Consider the following 20,267-nt stretch of genomic DNA (forward strand, 5'->3'; position numbering starts at 1 on the left):
TATAATGAAAAAGATGCATTTTTGATGCATCTTTTTTTGTTTAGGTTCTTTTCATTAAAAAAAAATCATTTCTTAATTGCGCAACCAAAAAGTTGCGTATATTTGCAACTGATTAGTTGCGGATTAATATTCAAAAAAAAATGAAACGAGATATTTTTCAAGCTATTGCCGATCCGACGAGAAGAGCAATATTAGTTTTAGTTTCTTCGAGTGCATTGACACCCAATGCTATTGCAGAACAGTTTCAAACTACAAGACAGGCGGTTTCCAAACATATTAAAATTTTAAACGAATGTGATTTGTTGGAAGAAAAGAAATTGGGTAGAGAAATTTATTATCAATTAAAGATTGACAAAATGAAAGAAATAGACCAATGGATGGAACAATTCAAGAAAATCTGGGAAAGCCGTTTTAGCCAATTGGATCAAGTATTGATGAATTTAAAATCTAAAGAAAATGGAAAGTAATCTATTAATGAATTTTCGATTGACAAGGAAAACAAAATGGTGAATATTAAACGCGAATTTGATGCTCCTCTTTCTGCTGTATGGTCTGCATGGACAGAAGCCGAAATATTAGATCAGTGGTGGGCGCCGCTTCCGTTTAAATCTGAAACCAAAATAATGGAATTTAAAGAAGGCGGCAGAAGACTTTATGCAATGGTTGGTCCTGAAGATCAGAAACGCTGGAGTACTTTTGATTACAGCTCGATCTCCCCTAAAACGAACTTTAAATATGCCGCGACTTTTTGCGACGCTGAAGGAAATCCGAATTCTGAATTTGGAAGTTCTTACTGGGACATCAATTTTACTGAAAAAGGTGAAAGAACAATTGTTGATATTGCTATTACCAGAGACAGTCTCGAAGATTTGCTTAAAATTGTTGAGATGGGCTTTAAAGAAGGCATGACGGCAACTATGGAAACTTTGGATACAATTTTTGAAAGTAGAAAGAAATAAAATTAACGACGAATTAAAATCTTAATATTATGAAAAATAATCTTTTAATGGATTTTACCGTAAACAAAGAAACGAGTACGGTACACGTAAAACGCGAATTTAATGCTTCATTACCTGATGTTTGGTCTGCTTGGACAGAACCTCAAATTCTAGATTTGTGGTGGGCGCCAGCTCCGTGGAAATCGAAAACAAAAAGCATGGAATTTAAGGAAGGCGGACGTAGATTGTATGCAATGGTTGGCCCTGAAGGCGAAGAACATTGGGCACTTGCAGATTACAGTTCGATCAATGCGAAAACAAATGTAAAATGGCTGGATGCTTTTTGCGATAGCGAAGGAAAGCTAAACGACGAGTTGCCGCGTTCTGATTGGGATGTTACTTTCTCCGAAAAAGACGGCTCTACTTTTGTTGATGTCGTAATCAAACACGAAAAACTTTCTGATCTGGAAGCGATACTTCAAATGGGCTTTAAAGAAGGTTTCACTATTGCGATGGAAGGTTTGGATGCTATTTTTGCAAACAATAAAAAATAACTTATCATTTTAGTATGTTTTAAAAATGTAAAATGTGAATCTATTTATTCACATTTTACATTTTACTTCACATTCAAAATTCTACCCCAACCACCCTTCTCTATCCAAACTTCTGTATTGGATCGCCTCTGCAATATGAGACGAAATAATATTTTCTGAATTGTCCAAATCGGCGATGGTTCTCGAAACTTTAATTACAATTATTAATATATAGTTCATTCTCGTTTTGTATTTTTACGGAAATATTTACAATACATGAAAGCAGTTGCATATCTAAGAGTAAGTTCACAAGACCAATCTTTAGAAAGACAGTATGATGATATTAAAAAATTCGCATCAGAAAAGAATTTAACATTAGTAAAAATCTTTGATGATAAAATAAGTGGTTCCACAACCAAAACCGATGAAAGGTTAGGTTTTATTCAAATGAAAAGATACCTCCAACTTAATGAGGATGTAAAAAATATTTTGGTTTTAGAAATTTCTAGACTTGGAAGAAAAAATAATGATATTCAAAATGTAGTTGAAGAATACATAGAAAAAGGAATTAACATACATATTGATGATTTAAATATATCTACGCTTGATAATACAGGAAAACGATCATTTGCCTCAGAAATGATGATTTCTATGTTAGGTGTAATGGCTTCAAATGAAGCAAGACTCCTTTCATCAAGAATAAGTTCTGGAAAAATGTCAAAAGCGAGAAAAAACTTAGCTTTTGGTGGTAAAATCATTGGATACATTAAAGGCGAAGATGGCACTCCAATGATTGATGAAATAGAAGCTCCAATGATTAGAAAAATATTTGAACTGGCTTCAAAAGATCTTGGCATGAGAAATATATCTACACTGATTGAATCAGAATTTGGCAGAAAAATTGCAATTGGAACTCTGAGTGGTATAATTAGAAATAGTTTTCATAAAGGAGAAAGGAAATATCTTGATTTAGAACTCACTGTACCAGCAATTGTTTCAAAAGAATTATGGCAAATGGCAAATGATTCTATTAATAATAGAAGCAAGTTTGGAAGTAGAACTAATGTAAATACTAATATCATTCATGGAAAAATCAATTGCGAATGTGGTAATGTAATGCATCAAAAAGTCATTCCACAAGGTAGAATCGATATTTTTGTGTGCAAGGATGAAAAATGCAAAAATTCAATTAATAGACCTTGGTTATTTAGAATGGTACGCAAAGTAGTTGAAAGACACGCACAAAAAACGAAAGACGAACAAGTTCGTGAAAACTTCAAATTACAAATATTATCATATAAAGTTAAAATTGATTTGAATAACAAAGAAATTGAAAAGCTTCAAAACAGGCAAAAGAGAGCAAGAGACCTTTATCTCGACTTAGAAGTTACCAGAGAAGAATATAATGAAACTAAAATTGATATCCTTACAAAAATAGGAGAATACAATCATATTAATAGTAAACTTAACGAAATCATTTTAACTTCTGAAAACGCATTGAAAACGGATATTAAACATTTTAGCGAAGACTTAGAATTATTTAAAATTGAAATCAAGGATATAATTAGCCATGTTATTGTTACTAAAGATAGTGTCACAATAAATATCTTCGGTTGGAGAGAATATGAATTAATCAAACCAAATAGTACTAAGCTTGGTTTTGAAGCAAGAAAACCAATAAATGAAAGATATCTCAATGAAAATCTTCCGTTAAGGCATCCAATTGATGATGAAAATTTAGAAATGATGGTCAACGACTTTTTGTCGAATTAAATAGATTTGCTAAAATTGAAAAACTCTCTAATGTCTATTTCCAGCGCTAAAGAAAGCTTAATTATAGTAGAGAGTGTTACATTTGTTCGTGAATTTTCAATCCTTGAAATAGTGCTTTTTTCAACAAATGAATCAGTACTCAAATTATTTATAGCAACTGCCAAATCAAGTTGAGTCATTCCTTTTGATTCTCTAATAATCTTAAGCCTTTCTCCAAATTGCTTCTTATATAATTCTATATTTTTTAGTTCTGTTGACATACATGTCAATGATACTTCATATATTTACAGACAAGGTAAACATATATGTCAACTTAAGTGCTTGACTTTATTTTTACTTTTAAAATAAAAACATAAATCATTAAAAAACAAAAATTTAAAAAATGAGAAGATCGAAAACAATTATTGCTCTTTTAGCTTTTTCATTATCGATTAGTTTATCTGCACAAGTTGCTCCTAAAACTGGCGAAAAAGTGCTAGAAGTAAAAGAGAGTTATGAGGGAGAATTCCTTCAGACAGTCAAACAGGGAAATCTATCGGAAGCAGTTATAAAGGCAATTAGAGAAAGAATACCTAAAAAATTAGATAAATATGGTTTTTCAAACATTACTATCGTAGAAGTAGGGCAAGTACCATCACCTGAAAACTGGACGAATAAATTAGCAAAAAGTTCTGGACTGACAACAAATAGAGCCAAAGGAGAAAATATGTTAAAACTAGCAACAACCCCAACTGAAATAACAGCAGCAATTAACAAAATGTATGAACCAGATGGCAATGAAGGAAATTGGAAATTTCAAGTAAATTTTATTGACAATATTACAAAAGAAACATATAAAGTTAGAATTAATATGATGTACAATCCAGTATATATTATTAAAGAAAGTGATTTAATTAAAGATATAACTCAAAACTAAAAACAAAATCGAAAATGAAAAAAATATTACTATTGATTGTAATCTCTTTAACTGTAATAAGCTGTACTCAACAATCAAAACTAGAAAAATTTATAGAGAAGACAGTAAAAAATAAACTTAATGATCCTGAAAGTTTTGAATTAGTGAGTCTCAAAACAGAAAACAAAGACGTTGTTAATATTCTTTTTGAAAAAAATAAAGAAGAAGTAGTAAATAGAAAAAAAAATTACGAAAAATATGGAGATAGCGAAAGTGCAAGTAAATATGCATTAGCAAAAAAAATCGAAGATAACGTCAGACAGGTCAATAATGGGACTATGGTTTATGCGACATACACATATCGTGTAAAAAATGCAACAGGAAATATAATAACTGAAACTAAATTTTCTTTTATTGCACTAAATAAAATTTAAACATATTTACAATAAAGAGAGACATTTTCAGGTGTCTCTTTTTTTGTTATAACATACTTTTAATTTTTCTTATTGTATTTATAGAAATGTTTGTCATCTTATTTAATTGACTTAATGAAAATGAATCATTTTTAATAAGCTTAATTTCTGATTTATATTTAGATAAGAATTCTTCATTTGTTTCTATAATACCTTTCACTCTCCCCTTATATTTTCCCTTTGTTTTTGCGATTGCTATACCTTCTGCAATTCTTTCTTTTATCGATTCTCGTTCTATTTGAGAAACATTCGCTAGTAAATCACATATCATTTTAAAAATTGGATTTTGTCTTCCGTCAATTCTTGAATGCAAACCAAGATTCTCAACTATAAGATTTATATCTTCCCTATTAAGTAACTCCATTGTAGTTTGGATATCATAGGCATTCCTACCCAATCTATCTACTGAATGAACAACAATTGTTTTAATTTTTCCAGTTCTAACGTCTTCTAGTAGTCTTATGGCTTCTGGTCTTTCTGTAAATGGTATTACTCCAGAGATAGTATCAAAATATTCAACCATAGATGAATCTTTTTGCCTAGCTTCATTTTGACCTTTCGATGACACTCTTATATATTTTGCTGTAGTTATCATAATCTATTTTTAATTATTACAAATATAATACATTTCTTACAAATTACATCAAAAATAGGCTAGTATCTTTTGATATATTTCAAACCCAACAAATCTGTATAAAGCTTTTTAAAACATTATATCAATTTTTAGGTATAGTTAAAAATTGATACATTTTAACTATATTTGAGAAAGGAGTAAAAAAGCTCAGTGTATTAACAAAACTTTAGATTTGCCAATCTCACAAGTGGGCGAAAATATCAACTAATCTTCTAAATAATAAACATATGGAAGAGAACGAAATTCCAGAAATTAATCTCTATTCAGACGGAGGTGCTGAGCCAAACCCTGGAAAGGGTGGTTTTGGCGTAATAATGTCATACAAAGGGAGCAAAAAGGAATTTAATCAAGGTTTCTTTTTAACAACAAATAATCGAATGGAGTTGATGGGAGTCATATATGGGTTAGAAAAACTTAAAAAAAAATGTAAAGTAAATGTTTTTAGTGACTCCAGATATGTTATAGATGGAATTACACAAGGTTGGGCTGAAAAATGGAAAGCGAACAATTGGTACAGAAACAAAACCGAAAAAGCTACTAATATTGATTTATGGGAAAAATTATTAATATTAATCTCAAAACAACATGAAGTGAAATTTAATTGGATTAAAGGTCATTGCGGTCATACTGAAAACGAAAGATGTGATGAACTTGCAAATTTGGCTATCAACAATAACAATTTACTTCATGACGAAGTATATGAGTCAAATTCTCAAATTGGATTCCAAAACAATACTAAAAAAATAACTGTTGAAGGTGATGAATGCAGAAAATGCAACACCCCAGTAATTATAAAGACACCAAAAAAAAGAAAATTAAAATCAGGACAGGAATATTATTATGAATATTACCTACATTGTCCCAATTGTAAAACATTGTATATGATTGAAGATGCAAAAAGGTTTATATAAGAAAAAAAACTTATTATATAGCAATAAATTTACTTTGAAACAACTTAAACCAAAATAATATTATTAAGCTTTTATTATAACGAAAAAAAACTAACAAGTATAAAACAAACACTTATCCATTGAGATATTACATAATAGTTAAACCCCGTTAAATAACTAATTACTTTAAAAAAATTATTTGTTAAAGTTTAAACGTGATTTTTTAGGTGCTCTTACATTTTTAACATCTTTTTCTTTATCTAATAATGCTTGGTCATAATCTTCTAATTTGAAACTCTCTTGTGCACGCCACAAAACTTGAAGTATACCCTTTTTACCTAATTTTTCCTTTAGCCCTTTTAATTTACTCATTGCATAGAATTTATCAGTAATGCGTGCGTCTCTAACTAAATTACATTTAAAGTTTATACTTCTAAAATATTCATTAATTATTTGCCATGCTTTTTGTTCGTCTTCAAAGCTTACAATTATAGAATCATGTCTTGTAATTGTGGCAATATTAGCTTTCTTAAGTCTTTCATAAACTCCATCAATAAAAATTTCAGATTCTTTTCTTTGTAATCCTACACTAAAATTTTTATGACCATAGCACTTTTTATATCTGTCAATATAATTAATAACATTTGGAAAGATAATTTTAAATTTAGTTTTTAAACTGCTGCTATTTATATGACTTGAAAATAATATCTGAAACATAACTGTTTTTGCCTCCTCTCTATTTTTCAAACCGAGTTCTCTAACAATTTCATCGTATAAATTACCCCCACTAGCTAAACTAGCAAACTTTTTAAAATCATCAGATTCAGCAAGTATTTCCAATTCATTTCTAAGTAGAGATTCGCTAGTTTGAAATTTACTTCTTTTTTTACTTGGAACTCTAGCTATGTCTGGAATAATAAGTTCTTTTAAGATAACACTATAAGCAAAAATTGCAAATTGAGCATTTGACATATCAATTTGACAAAGGTCATTATCTGCCATAATTTGTTTAAAAAGTATATTTGGACAATTCGTCAAATTAGTATCAACTCTAAAATTTGTTTTATTTCTTCGAGCATACATTTTTTTATTAAGCAATCTCAATATAGTTTCCAAAAAATGTCGCTCAATCTCAGATTTCTTTAAAATAATAAAATCTGTTAATTTATAAGAATAAAATTTATTTTTCTTCTTATCATAAATTAAATTTTGATTATACTTTTTACTATTAATTAATGCATCTGTCCTATTCATGAACATGTTGTGTATTTGACCAGAATTATCTGTAAATTGCACTTTAAAGACTTCTTCAACAACTTTCTCATCAATATGTTCGTCTACTAAAAAATTTTCCATAGAAAAGTCTTCTAAATGTCTTTTGGTAATATCCAAAAGTTTTGATTCATTGAATATTAAATTTTTAAAATCATTGGTTACAAGATTTTGAAAATTAATTTCTTTTTTAGTCATTTCTATTGATAACTTTATGGGGATCTCAATATAATTGCAATTATGGTTTAATTTAGGAACCTCCCTTATATTGTAAATTGGATTTATCCAATACTTTAAGCATACTTTTTTATCTTTTGAATAATAAGAATTTCTCATTACGATATGAGAATCCAATAAAAGATTTAACCAATTGTGATATGAACTCCCAAAATATATTGTAAATTTTTTCGAAGAAAACGGGACTGCAGATGTTGTTGTTTTATCAATTTGATGAGATCTAGTAACTAATAGAGAAATAAAAGAATAGACATGATTTTTTGATATTTTATTTGGAAAAACATTGTTTATATCATCTGCCAGTTTCTTAGGTAACACCACTAATGTATTAACTATTATTTTAACCTCATCGTTTTTTTTTTTGTTTAGCATACTTTTTTTTTAAAACTAATACGAATGATATATAATTATTATACTATAAATATAAATGTTTATTAATAAATATCATATAATCGTTATGTTATTAAAAAATGTAAAGACATCAATGAAACCAATATTTCACAAGGTTTTTGCATTGAAATATAAAACAACAAATATTGCGAAGGTAAATACTAATATCTTAATGTACTCAAATCCTACTATTAAATCTTAAAATGTAATTAAAAAAAAACAAATTATAAGAAATTATTATTTTTAAACCATATCATTATACCTTAAATTGATAAAACATCCTTATAACCATCTAGATTGTAGTCAAATCATGAGGCTGTAATGCGTTTTAAATCTAAAAAAAATCAGATTAAGAATCTAAAATTACAAAAGGATAAAATCAAATATCAACGTAGGAAAACTTAAGCAATACATAAATCTTAGACATAAATGAGATATTTGAAAGAAGAAGAAAAGAAAAATCTATAAATTAACTCCTAAAATTTCTCGAAATTATGTTCTTAGTGCAATTAGAATAGGTTTAATATTGTCGTGAGTGTTTGATAAGATTATACAGTATTCTTTTTAACTTCTCCGATAGGAAATACCAATTTGCAGTCTTTATCATTTCTAACGTTTTTTTGAAACATAAGGGAAGTTAAAAGTTTTTTTAACTTCATTACGGTTTTACGAAATGACTGAAAATAAGCATAGAAAAAATGGTTTTATTATTTAAATTGTTTTTCTTTGATGATACTAAACTTTCCAATATTTTAACTTTGCTTTATGAAAATTAAAGGTCTTTCAGTAATATTTGTTATTACATTTCTTATTACATTTTGGATAAATTTTATTGATTTTAAATTTAACACGTTTTGGATATTTACAAACAACGCAAATAAGGCAGAAACTATTATTGACAATCTATGTTTGTCGTACATAGCAGGTTATATTTTTTACTTTCTAAATGTGTACCTTGTTGAAAGAGAAGAAAAGAAATCAATCTTGCCTTACATCTCGTTTAAAACTAATTTAATTATCTCAAATAATTATCATATTATTAGAGTTCTTAAACAGGATATACATCTAAAAAATTACTATCCATCAAGTGAAGAATTTGATAAACTTCTTACATACGATAACTTGAAAGCGCTTAAAATTTATAATTACGAAAAGAATTCTTTGCTATCATTCTTTCAAATAAGACGAACAGGTACAATTAAAACAATTAACAGGATATTAAGTTCAGGTAAATACGTTGATGACGAATTAAAAACTATATTATTCAGTTTAAAAGAATCTTTATTTTTAAAAAAAGATTATGCCTTTAATGAGGAATTATTTGATATTAAAAAGTTTCAAACTTATCGTTTAGTTTTTTTTAATTATTTCCAAGATATACAAAAATTAGAAAATTATTTTCAAAAAAACTTTGAAAAGTATTATGTTCTTAATTATCCAAAACACTTTAGAAAAAAACTTTTGAAAATTCGAAAGCATAAAATCTGAATTATACAACGTTAAGTTTGCTTACTTCTTAGAATATGGCTTTACATTCTTAATTCCAATCAAACCGCCTTTTATCTTTTTGACTATTCTCTCTACATGCTTAAATCATCATCCCTTCTACCATATAAGAAGTTGATATATCTGTTAATGCAAAAACAAATACCGTATTCTGATATACGCAACAATAGTCGGTATTAAGTATAACACACTACTCGCCATTATTTTTATTGTTTTATAAACTGAAAATCGAAAACTCATTAGGTGTATAATTTCACACTTAAAATCTGCATACATTCAAAAATAATATTTTTAATTACAGATACTTTGACTAGTATTGGATAATACTTTTATTTTAATTGATTTAGAAGAGCAAATACAAATACCATTTTTGAAACACGAGGAAGGTTGTATATAAGCGTTTTTTTAGCCATTATCTAATAAAAAGACATTAGTATGCTTCTTTACACTCAATAACGTTATAAAACAGTTTAAAGCAATTCAAAAAAATTAGAGTAAATTATTAATTCTATCAAATTCTTCGATTGTCTTATAGCCTAAAAATGAATGTCTTCTCTTTTTATTATACCAATTTTCAATGTATTCATATACTTCGATTCTCATCTGTTTCCTTGGCAAGAGTTTATTCCCATGAATTAATTCACATTTAAAAGAATGGAAAAAACTTTCGGAAACGGCATTGTCATTATGATTCTGCTTACGACTCATACTACGCCTAACACAGTTATAAGAGTCTAATGTTTTACTGAAAAATTTATTAGCATATTGAGCACCCCTATCAGAATGAAAGATCAAATCTTTACTGATTTTCCTGTTATTTACTGCCATTTCCCAAGCGGGCAAAGTAGTTGCTTTTGTACTCATTGTGTCGCTTAAACTCCATCCAATAATTTTCCTGTCAAATAAGTCCATAATAATTGTAAGATACAAAAAGCCTCTCATGGTCTGTATATAGGTAATGTCCGAAACCCAAGTTTTAGAGGACTCATTAACATTAAACTGTCTATTTAATACATTTGGAGCTATATAATGATTATGAATCGAATCAGTTGTTGACTTAAACTTTCTTTTGGATTTTCTACGCAAACCTAATGCTTTCATATACGATGTTACATGTCCTCCTGATATCTTAAATCCTCTCTTTTCAAGTTCTTTAGCAATTTTAAAACCTCCATACATCTTTTTAAACTCAAAAAAAACAGATACTATCTCATCTTTTAACAAAATTATTCGAGCTTCAGTATCTGAAAGCTCTTGTTTCTTCCTTCTATAATATGTTGTTCTAGACACCTCCAATGTGTCACACATTTTTAGAATTGAAAATTTATGTTTATTTTTTTCTATAAATTCTTTCGTTTTTACTTTTCCTTGAGCAACATGCTTACTTCCTCTTTTCAAAATTTCTAAAGTGAGTTCTGAATTTTTAACTTTTTTTTTAAGGTCAGCAATTACATGTTGCTCAGGTGTTAATTTTAAGTAGCCAGTTCCACAAAAGCTTCCTTTTCCAAATTTTTCAAAGTCCTGTCGCCATCGATACAAACAACTTGGTGTTATTCCCAATTCCCGTTCAATGCTAGCAATTTGCCCCTTCCCTCTCTCATAACTTAATTTTACTGCATTTTCTTTGAAAGCACGTTTATATTTTTTCATACAATCACACTGATATTTAATTATATATACTAGAATCCTCCCTTTAATGTTTAGTGTTAATATATCTGACTATTCGTTCTTCCATTTCCCCTTTAGTTAAATTAGCATTAAGATTGACTAATTCAGATTTAAGTGAAACGAAAAAGCTTTTAACTGAAACATTATCTAAACGATTTCCTGTTCGGCTCATACTTCGCATGACACCTTTAAAAGATTTTAATTTTCTAGTGAACAAATTATTAGCGTACTGAGGCGATCGATCAGAATGAAATATCAACCCTTTCTTAGTTTTTCTAGTACGAACTGCCATTTCCCACGATGCCAATGAAGTTTCTTTCGTTGTCAATCCATCACTCAGACTCCACCCAATAATTTTTCTATCAAATAAATCCATTATAATTGTTAGAAATAAAAGCTGTTCATTTGTTTCGACACTGGCTATGCCTGAAACCCAAACTTGAGAAGTTTCTTCGACCTTAAAAGGACTATTTAAAAGATGGGGAAAAATATAAGGATTGTAAGGAACAAACGGCGAAGAAGATTTAATTTTATGTTTTACACTACGCTTACTAACAAGACCTAATTTTTTCATATGAGAAGTAACTTTAGAAACTGATATTTTAATTCCTCTGCTTTTTAATTCTGCTGAGATTTTTGCATTACCATATCTCTGCTTATATTCATAAAACACAGAAGTTATTTCTTTCTCTATAAAAATTGTCTGCATTTGTTTTGGAGTTAGTATTTTATTTCTCCAATTATAATATGCAAGCTGACTTGTACCTAAAACTTTACACATTCTATACAGCCGATATCTGTCTAAATTGTTTTCAATAAAATGAAAAATCATTAGTCTTCCCTCAAGAATATAATTACTCGCACTCTTAAATATTTCAATTTCAAGTTCTGTATCTTTAAGCTTTTGTTTAAGAATTCTTTTAAGTTCAGAATTTTTTTTTTGTTCGGGGGTTCTAAAATTATTTACTCCACAAAAGCTATCTGCTCCATATTTTTGAAATTCAGCTTGCCATCTATAGATGTTTGTTATCGCTATCCCAAGTTCTTTCGCCACTTTAAAACGATTTGATTTAAGAGCCAATTTGACTGCATTCACTTTGAAATCGCGGTCATAAATTTTATTTTTCTCCATCCCTTCACCTTTAGATTCTATTACCATTGTGAATTTAAAAAATATAAGTCAAACAATAAAGTAAAACACTGATAATCTGAACAAAAACTAATTTCTAATTGAGTAAGCCCACGAAATAAAAGCTATTTTAAACTATAAAAAATGAACTATACATAAATAAGTTTATTATTCAAAATTCTGTCGTAAGCTCTTGCAGAAAGATTCAAACGTTCCATTGCGGTTTTAAGCAATTCTTTTGATGGCTCGTCTAAAACACAAAAATCTCGAATCAGTTTACTGCTCATTTGGGCATTGTAATGTACATTTTCCATCGTTTCAAATCGTTTCGTTTGAATTTCTCTCGCAGCCGTAACACGTTTACGAATTTCTACACTGCTTTCTGCCTTTCGATCATCTGCTAGTTTCTCAAACGGAACTGGTGTCACCTCGATATGAATATCTATTCGATCTAATAAAGGTCCAGAAATTTTACTCATATAACGCTGCATTTCGTGTGGCGAAGACGTGTTTGGCGCGCTTGGATCGTTAAAGAATCCGCTAGGGCTTGGGTTCATGCTTGCCACCAGCATAAAAGATGAAGGATACGTAATGGTAAATTTAGCTCTCGAAATGGTCACTTCTCGATCTTCTAAAGGCTGACGCATTACTTCTAAAACGTCTCTTTTAAATTCTGGCAATTCATCCAAAAACAAAACGCCATTGTGCGCCATCGAAATCTCACCAGGCTGCGGATAACTCCCTCCACCGACGAGCGCCACATTCGAAATAGTATGGTGCGGACTTCTAAATGGTCTTTGGTTCATCAATCCGACTTCTTTTAATTTTCCTGCAACGCTATGAATTTTAGTCGTTTCCAAAGCTTCACGCAAAGTCATTGGCGGTAAAATACTCGGAACTCGTTTGGCCAGCATAGTTTTTCCTGCTCCCGGCGGACCAATTAAAATAATATTATGCCCGCCCGCTGCAGCAATCTCCATACAGCGTTTAATGCTTTCTTGGCCGCGCACATCAGAAAAATCAAATTCGGGAAAATCTAAGGTTTTATAAAATTCTGCTCTGGTATCGATAACGGTTGGCTGTAGCGTTCCTTTTCCTGAAAAAAAATCAATTATTTCTTTAAGATTTGAAACTCCGTAAACATCTAAACCTGCTACAATTGCGGCTTCTTTTACATTTTGGATCGGAAGAAAAAATCCTTTATAACCTTCTTCTTTGGCTTTTATGGCAATAGGCAAAGCACCTCGAATAGGCTGCAGACTTCCGTCTAAAGAAAGTTCACCCATAATAATATACTGTTCAATTTCAGGAGCTTTGATCTGATCTGAACCGACCAAGATTCCCATTGTCAAAGTCAAATCATAAGAGGAACCTTCTTTGCGAAGATCTGCCGGAGCCATATTAATCGTGATTCGCTTTCCCGGCATCTTATAGCCATTATTTTTGAGCGCTGCTGCGATTCTAAAACTGCTTTCTTTTATCGCACTATCTGGAAGACCAACTAAGTGATACCCAATTCCTGCATCCATATGTACCTCAACTGTAATGGTTGTAGCCTCAACTCCAAATACGGCACTTCCGTAAACTTTTGTTAACATAATTATCTTTCATTAATTGTTTTTAAAACTAATGAAAAATAATTAAATGTAAATATTTTATTACAAATAAATTATTTAAAATGTAAGTCCGATCTGACTCTTAACCTCCTCTACTATCTTACTTAAATCCAAACAATTCTGATGTGACCAAAACTCACTCTCAATTTGATTATTCAAAATACAATTTTGGCATTCTATAATTTCGTAAGAATATCCTTTTCCGAGAGTTGGCAAAGTAAAAACAGCTTCCTTTTCTTCATTCTTAAATAAAGAATACCCATCTGCAACAAACCACGGCGCGTTTAATTCTATTCGACCTTCGGTTCCAGAAATAACAGCTTTCATATCAGAATCTGAAACTATAGAAGCATGAAGAACCGATTGAGCCGATTCGTATTGCAGAATCATAGAAGTCTGTAAATCGATATTATTTTTATGTTTAATGGCGCTCGCAAAAATCTCTTTTGGATTACCTAATAGTATATAGGAGATAAATAACGGATAAACTCCAATATCAAACAATGCTCCGCCACCAAGCTCCGCATCAAAGAGCCTTTTGTTTTCTGTTTCACTTCCGTAAAAGGCAAAATCGGCTTTTATGTAGTTTACGTTTCCAATTGCTCCATTATTGATTTTATGTAAAACATCCTGAACTGATGGAATAAAGCGTGTCCAAAATGCTTCCATAAAAAATTTATTATGCTTTTTAGAAGCTTCAATTATTCTTTCAGCATCTTTATACGATAATGTCATTGGTTTTTCGCATAAAACATGCTTGCCATTTTCTAATGCTTTTATAGACAATTCGGCGTGAGAATTATGAGGAGTTGCGATATAAACAATTTCAACTTCTGGATCTTCAAATAGCAAATCATAAGAATTATACATTCTTAAAGCATTGAATTTCTCGCCAAATTGCTCTGCCTTAGAAAAGTCTCTAGACGCAACTGCCGTCAATTCAGCATTTTCAATCAATAACAAATCAGATGCAAACTGACTTGCTATATTTCCAAGTCCAACTATTCCCCATTTAATTTTTCTGTTTTCCATTCTTTATATTATAATCACCAAAATTGTTAAAAAGATTAAAAAATATTCTTTACAACAAACTTAAGACGTTTTTTAAATAACAAATATCAATTATCCTACAAAAAATAGCAATCAATTACCTCAAAAATTATCAAAAATGATGTTAAGTGAAAAAAGAATGTTGCTAAATTATAAATTTTAAGTTTGTTTTAAGAAATCTACGCAAAATCAGAGGGGTTAAATTTTAAATTTAACAAAAATTAAACACACAACCCTATTTTTTTAGGGGGTATCAAATCATTTTATACTTTTATAAAAAATTTAAAACTAAATAACTATGCGAAAAATTATTTTAAGTGTGATTCTTATCACGATTTTGGTACTAACCTTTATTTCGAACTTTATCATTGTAGACAACCCAATTCCTGCAGAAGCTGTAAAGTTTGATACGGGAGATACTGCCTGGATGATCGTTGCAACTGCATTTGTATTGTTAATGACACCTGGATTAGGATTTTTCTACGGAGGTATGGTAGGTAAGAAAAACGTAATTAGTACTATGCTTCAAAGTTTTATGGCAATGGTCATTGTTACTATTCTATGGACAGTTGTAGCTTTTGGATTGGCTTTTGGACCAACAATTGGAGGAATTATCGGAAACCCATCTTATAATTTATTCTTTGAAGGAGTTGGAACTAATACAGCTTGGAGCCTTGCACCAACAATTCCATTTATTTTATTCGCATTATTTCAGGCAAAATTCGCCATCATTACTCCTGCATTAATCACTGGAGCATTTGCAGAACGTATCCGTTTCTGGGCTTATTTGCTATTTATGGTTTTATTCATATTATTGATATATACTCCGCTTGCTCACATGACTTGGCATCCTGATGGAGTTTTCTTCAAAATGGGAGTTTTGGACTTCGCTGGAGGAACAGTAGTACACATGAGTGCTGGATGGGCTGCATTGGCTGGAGCCATCTTCTTAGGAAAAAGAAAAGTTCAAAAAGCAAATCCTGCGAGAATTACTTATGTCTTATTAGGAACAGGTTTACTTTGGTTCGGATGGTTTGGTTTCAACGCTGGATCTGCTTTAGGAGCAAATGGTCTTGCTGCTCAAGCTTTAGGAACTACAACTGTTGCTGCTGCAGCTGCTGCAATGGCTTGGGTTTTCCTTGACAAAATTTTAGGTCATAAATTATCTGCTCTTGGAGCTTGTATCGGAGCTGTTGTAGGTCTTGTAGCTATTACACCTGCTGCTGGTTTCGTAAGTATTTCTCACGCTATTTCTATCGGTTTATTCTCTGCAATTGTGAGTAACATTGTAGTAAGCAAATTCCCTAAAGGAAAAATCGATGATGCATTAGATGTATTTGCTTGTCACGGTGTTGGCGGAATGGTAGGTATGCTTTTAACTGGTGTTTTTGCTTCAAAAGCAATCAACCCAGCAGTTGGAGATAACCAAGGTTTAATCTTCGGTACTCCAACATTATTCATCAACCAATTAACTGCTTTGGTTATTGTTTCAATTTTTGCCTTTGTAGCTTCTTACGCTTTATTCTTCATCGTTAACAAAATTACTCCGCTAAGAGTTACTGAAGAAAAAGAAGAACTTGGATTAGATATCTCTCAACACGGAGAATTCTTATAAGAATAAATTCCCTTCTCACATTACTTGATAAATAAAAAAGCACTCTAAATTTGACTTAGAGTGCTTTTTGCTTGAATTAACCTTTTGTTTTTATTGTTGATTTTAGATTGTAGATTTTTGGAATAGATGCTTAATTAGTTTCTTTCTATTTTCTATTTTCTATTTTCTATTTTCTATTTTCTATTTTCTATTTTCTATTTTCTAATTGCTAATTGACTATTTATCTAATCACTTAAAATTAGCAATTCCTTCTTTCAACCATTTTAAATATTCATCAGCACTTACATAACTGATTGTAGGTTTAGAAGTATTCATATTATTACCTTCCAAATCTGTAATCACATACAAAGGCTGTGTATTAGTTTTATATTTAGAAATCATAAAATCGGTCCATTTATCTCCAACTGTAATGATTTTATCTCCAGCTTCAGTTGTAAATTGCTCTTCTTTTGGCAATTCACGTTTATCATCAACATAAAGTGAAATTAGAACCACATCATTTTTTAGAATAGGCAAAATCGCTGGCTCAGACCAAACGTTATTTTCCATTTTTCTGCAATTTACACAAGCATAACCTGTAAAATCAAGCATAATTGGCTTTTTGATTTCTTTCGCGTAAGCTAATCCGTCTTCGTAATCATGAAAAACCATAATTCCGTGCGGACCTAATTCTGCTCCTTCTGGAAGGCCTTTTATAGATTCTGCCGAAACTCCCGAATTTCCAGATCTTCCCACTCCAAATGGACTTTCGCTATATGTCGGCGGCGGCGGGAAAGCACTAATTAATTTTAAAGGCGCTCCCCAAAGTCCTGGAATTAAATACATAGTAAATACTAAAGTCAATAATCCTAAATACAATCTTCCAACAGAAATATGATTGGTCGGACTATCGTGAGGCAATGTAATTTTTCCGAATAAATATAATGTCAAAGCTCCAAAAATGGCAATCCAGATAGCGATAAACACTTCTCTTTCTAAGAAATGCAATTGTAAAACCAAATCTGCATTGGATAAAAATTTGAATGCCAAAGCCAATTCTAAAAATCCTAAAACTACTTTTACTGTATTCAACCATCCACCCGATTTTGGCAATGAATTTAACCAGCCTGGGAACATGGCAAATAACATAAACGGAAGCGCTAATGCTAATGAGAAACCTAGCATTCCAACAATTGGAGCAATTCCTCCGTTTGAAGCTGCTTCAACCAATAATGTCCCAACAATTGGCCCTGTACAAGAAAAAGATACAATTGCTAAAGCTAAAGCCATGAATAATATTCCGATTAAACCGCCTTTATCGGCTTGCTGATCGGCTTTGTTTGCCCATGAATTTGGAAGCATAATTTCGAAAGCTCCCAAAAATGACGTTGCAAAAATGATTAAAATCACAAAGAAAATCAGGTTGAACCAAACATCTGTAGACAGTGCATTTAAGGCATCGGCACCAAATATTTTAGTTACAATTAATCCTAGAATTACATAAATAGCAATAATTGAAAGTCCGTAAATAATTGCATTTCTAATTCCTTTTGCACGGCTTTTACTTTGTTTCGTAAAGAAGCTTACCGTCATCGGAATCATTGGAAAAACACAAGGCGTTAATAATGCTGCGAATCCAGATAAAAACGCAATAAAAAAGATCGACCACAAACTTCTTGCAGGCGCTGGTGCCGGAATTTCTTCTTTAGCTACCTCAGCTATCTTTTCCGTTTTTGGCTGAACTGCCTCTTCTGTTTTAGCTGTATCAACAGCCAATCCAACTACTTTAGTTTCATCAGCTTTAACTTCTGCTACAACTGGAACTTCATCCATTTTGAAAGTAGAAGGAACTGCAATTGAGAATTTCTTGCTTGAGTTGATGCAAACTTCTTTACAAACCTGAAAATCAAAATCTACATCGACCGTTTTTAAATTCGGATTAATGATTTTTATCTCTTGTTCAATGTGCGCTTTCCCTTCAAAGAAAGTTTCATCTACACCAAAAACATCATTAAAAGCTGTTCTCGTTTTGCCTTCTTTAGCTTTTCCAACTAGCTCATAATTTCCTTTCTGGTTTTTAAAACTAATTTCTAATGCCAAAGGTCCGCCGTCTGGTGTAAACTGCGAATACATATGCCAGTCTTTTTCGATTACAGCATCAAAAATCAAAACAGCATTGTTTCCTTTTTTTTCAATTTTAGAAGTCCATTTTACAGGTTCTAACATTTGCGCATTACCTTTTGCAAAAGCAAAGAAAAACAAGAAAAGTAAAATGGTTTTAGTCCAAACGTTTTTTGACAAACTTGTCTGAAGATTTTGAGTAAAGTTCATTATTGTATTTCTATTTTAAGTATTCTATTTGTGGTTTTTTCTATTTTAAAACGTTCGTCCTGTCTTATTCCAACAACCCAGATTATTTCATTTTCAGAACATAAAATCCAAGTTTTTTCTTTTTCGATCAATGATAATTTTTCGTCTTTAAAAAGCTTGCTTACTTTTTTAGATTTTCCATTCATTCCAAAAGGCTGAAAAACATCTCCTTCTTTCCATTTACGCAAAGTCAGAGGAAATTGGATTTTGTCGGAATCGACAAATATAACCTTATTTGAACCGAATGTTGTGTGATCAACGTTACAAAGACTCATTTTTAAGGGAAAATTAACTTCTGTATCGTTTTCAGTAATTTCATATTCTTCCTTTTCTGACGTGTCGGAAAACGGACTCAAAATCAACGTTTCTCTATTTTTTAGCAATCTAAATTCCTCTGAAAGAACTTGTTTGCCAGATTGTCCTTCAACCAAATCATAAATATCATTCCATGCAGAAAAGCCAAATTCATTCAGCCATTGGTACAAATACGATTTATAATTGGGAAGTTTTTTTAGTTGATTTAAATCGAAATGAATATCATCTCCTGCTTCTTTCGCCACTTGCTGATAAATCATAATCGAAGCATCTTCAACCATTTCTTTTGATTCTTGAAGAAAGGATTGAGTTTTCTGAAAAGCATCCAAAAAATTAGGATTAATTTCTTTTAAAACTGGAACCAAGTTATGACGAATTTTATTTCGAAGATATTTACTCGAAGCATTACTGCTGTCTTCACGCCATTCTATTTTATTTTCTTCGGCATACTTCAAGATTTCTTCTCTTGAAAAAGGCAAAAGCGGACGAATAATTTTATCGTTTTGTTCTGGAATTCCAGTTAAACCTTCCAATCCCGTTCCACGAGTTAAATTGATGACAAACGTCTCTAGATTATCATCTGCATGATGTGCCGTCAGAATATAATCGAAGTTTTTTTCTTCTAAAAGTTCATAAAACCAACTATAACGAAGCTCTCTTGCCGCAACTTGTGTCGATAATTTATAATCTTTAGCAAAAGCTTCGGTATCAAAATGGGTGGTAAAAATGGGAATATTGTTTTGATCGCAATACTTCTGAATAAATTCCTGATCTCCAAAACTTTCCAATCCGCGCAGTTGAAAATTGCAATGTAGAACTGCAATTTCATAAGGCAATTTATTCAATAAATGCAATAAAACCATACTGTCTAACCCACCACTTACAGCCAGAAAAAGCTTTTTTTTGGCTAAAAACGGAAATCTCGAAACGATATGATTTTGAAATTTTAAAAACATCTGATAAAAGTAAAGAATAAGTTTTGTT

At 30.9% G+C, this 20,267-nt stretch carries 17 protein-coding genes and 2 pseudogenes; 9 read left to right on the forward strand and 10 right to left on the reverse strand.

Features of this window, described 5'->3' with window-relative positions; translation table 11 throughout:
• Nucleotides 1-140 precede the first annotated feature (140 nt).
• Genes EG814_RS10365 through EG814_RS10375 form a run of 3 tightly spaced genes read left to right on the forward strand, consistent with a single transcriptional unit; the run spans nucleotide 141 to nucleotide 1,492 of the window.
• Entirely contained in the window at nucleotides 141-467 is a 327-nt protein-coding gene (locus tag EG814_RS10365; protein WP_125721585.1) for an ArsR/SmtB family transcription factor, read from the forward strand.
• A gap of 36 nt (nucleotides 468-503) precedes the next feature.
• Nucleotides 504-959 carry an SRPBCC family protein gene (locus tag EG814_RS10370; RefSeq protein WP_125721587.1) on the forward strand — a complete coding sequence of 152 codons (456 nt, stop codon included), beginning with the start codon at nucleotides 504-506 and terminating at the stop codon, nucleotides 957-959.
• A gap of 29 nt (nucleotides 960-988) precedes the next feature.
• Nucleotides 989-1,492 (forward strand): SRPBCC family protein, encoded by a 504-nt coding sequence (locus EG814_RS10375; RefSeq protein WP_125721589.1) that lies wholly within the window; start codon nucleotides 989-991, stop codon nucleotides 1,490-1,492.
• 81 nt (nucleotides 1,493-1,573) lie between these two features.
• Here EG814_RS10375 and EG814_RS10380 read toward each other — a convergent pair.
• Nucleotides 1,574-1,690, reverse strand: a pseudogene (locus tag EG814_RS10380) (magnesium chelatase subunit ChlI family protein); the annotation flags it as partial.
• A 57-nt stretch (nucleotides 1,691-1,747) separates the two neighbouring features.
• Here EG814_RS10380 and EG814_RS10385 point away from each other — a divergent pair.
• Nucleotides 1,748-3,244, forward strand: coding sequence for a recombinase family protein (locus EG814_RS10385; RefSeq protein WP_125721591.1), 1,497 nt, complete (start codon nucleotides 1,748-1,750; stop codon nucleotides 3,242-3,244).
• Here the strand turns inward: EG814_RS10385 and EG814_RS10390 are convergent.
• Complete coding sequence (locus EG814_RS10390) at nucleotides 3,241-3,504, reverse strand: helix-turn-helix domain-containing protein (protein ID WP_125721593.1); 264 nt, start codon at nucleotides 3,502-3,504, stop codon at nucleotides 3,241-3,243. The two genes, EG814_RS10385 and EG814_RS10390, sit on opposite strands and share 4 nt — an antisense overlap.
• A 122-nt stretch (nucleotides 3,505-3,626) precedes the next feature.
• Between EG814_RS10390 and EG814_RS10395 the strand changes: the two genes are divergently transcribed.
• On the forward strand, nucleotides 3,627-4,160 hold the full coding sequence (locus EG814_RS10395) for a hypothetical protein (protein ID WP_125721595.1): 534 nt from the start codon (nucleotides 3,627-3,629) through the stop codon (nucleotides 4,158-4,160).
• A 14-nt stretch (nucleotides 4,161-4,174) separates the two neighbouring features.
• Complete coding sequence (locus EG814_RS10400; protein ID WP_125721597.1) at nucleotides 4,175-4,573, forward strand: hypothetical protein; 399 nt, start codon at nucleotides 4,175-4,177, stop codon at nucleotides 4,571-4,573.
• Nucleotides 4,574-4,619: 46 nt separating this feature from the next.
• Here EG814_RS10400 and EG814_RS10405 read toward each other — a convergent pair whose 3' ends face one another.
• Nucleotides 4,620-5,207, reverse strand: a complete 588-nt coding sequence (locus EG814_RS10405) for a recombinase family protein (protein WP_125721599.1) — start codon at nucleotides 5,205-5,207, stop codon at nucleotides 4,620-4,622.
• Between the two features lie 266 nt (nucleotides 5,208-5,473).
• Between EG814_RS10405 and rnhA the strand changes: the two genes are divergently transcribed.
• Entirely contained in the window at nucleotides 5,474-6,157 is a 684-nt protein-coding gene (gene rnhA, locus EG814_RS10410) for a ribonuclease HI (RefSeq protein ID WP_206430301.1), read from the forward strand.
• A 174-nt stretch (nucleotides 6,158-6,331) separates the two neighbouring features.
• Here rnhA and EG814_RS10415 read toward each other — a convergent pair whose 3' ends face one another.
• Complete coding sequence (locus EG814_RS10415; protein ID WP_125721601.1) at nucleotides 6,332-8,017, reverse strand: hypothetical protein; 1,686 nt, start codon at nucleotides 8,015-8,017, stop codon at nucleotides 6,332-6,334.
• A 783-nt stretch (nucleotides 8,018-8,800) separates the two neighbouring features.
• On the opposite strand from EG814_RS10415, the gene EG814_RS10420 reads away from it, so the two are divergent.
• A complete protein-coding gene (locus EG814_RS10420; protein ID WP_125721603.1) occupies nucleotides 8,801-9,523 on the forward strand; it encodes a hypothetical protein in 723 nt (240 codons plus the stop codon).
• Nucleotides 9,524-10,030: 507 nt separating this feature from the next.
• Here EG814_RS10420 and EG814_RS10425 read toward each other — a convergent pair.
• The 4 genes and pseudogenes from EG814_RS10425 to EG814_RS10440 all read right to left on the reverse strand — a co-directional run bounded on the left by EG814_RS10425 (nucleotide 10,031) and on the right by EG814_RS10440 (nucleotide 14,986).
• Nucleotides 10,031-11,191 carry an IS3 family transposase gene (locus EG814_RS10425; protein ID WP_125721605.1) on the reverse strand — a complete coding sequence of 387 codons (1,161 nt, stop codon included), beginning with the start codon at nucleotides 11,189-11,191 and terminating at the stop codon, nucleotides 10,031-10,033.
• Between the two features lie 43 nt (nucleotides 11,192-11,234).
• A complete protein-coding gene (locus tag EG814_RS10430) occupies nucleotides 11,235-12,368 on the reverse strand; it encodes an IS3 family transposase (RefSeq protein ID WP_235830953.1) in 1,134 nt (377 codons plus the stop codon).
• A gap of 143 nt (nucleotides 12,369-12,511) precedes the next feature.
• Nucleotides 12,512-13,936: pseudogene (locus EG814_RS10435) on the reverse strand (YifB family Mg chelatase-like AAA ATPase); the annotation flags it as partial.
• 75 nt (nucleotides 13,937-14,011) lie between these two features.
• Entirely contained in the window at nucleotides 14,012-14,986 is a 975-nt protein-coding gene (locus EG814_RS10440) for a Gfo/Idh/MocA family protein (RefSeq protein ID WP_125721607.1), read from the reverse strand.
• Between the two features lie 316 nt (nucleotides 14,987-15,302).
• Between EG814_RS10440 and EG814_RS10445 the strand changes: the two genes are divergently transcribed.
• Entirely contained in the window at nucleotides 15,303-16,619 is a 1,317-nt protein-coding gene (locus EG814_RS10445) for an ammonium transporter (RefSeq protein WP_125721609.1), read from the forward strand.
• Between the two features lie 228 nt (nucleotides 16,620-16,847).
• Here EG814_RS10445 and EG814_RS10450 read toward each other — a convergent pair whose 3' ends face one another.
• Nucleotides 16,848-18,929 carry a protein-disulfide reductase DsbD family protein gene (locus EG814_RS10450; RefSeq protein ID WP_206430302.1) on the reverse strand — a complete coding sequence of 694 codons (2,082 nt, stop codon included), beginning with the start codon at nucleotides 18,927-18,929 and terminating at the stop codon, nucleotides 16,848-16,850.
• The gene (gene tilS / locus EG814_RS10455) at nucleotides 18,929-20,239 is read right to left on the reverse strand and encodes a tRNA lysidine(34) synthetase TilS (protein WP_125721611.1); all 1,311 of its coding nucleotides are present in this window, start codon (nucleotides 20,237-20,239) and stop codon (nucleotides 18,929-18,931) included. Before tilS ends, EG814_RS10450 begins: the two co-directional genes overlap by 1 nt.
• Nucleotides 20,240-20,267: the final 28 nt, after the last annotated feature.

Origin of the sequence: Flavobacterium ustbae (assembly GCF_003946915.1) — a bacterium.
GTDB lineage: Bacteria > Bacteroidota > Bacteroidia > Flavobacteriales > Flavobacteriaceae > Flavobacterium > Flavobacterium ustbae.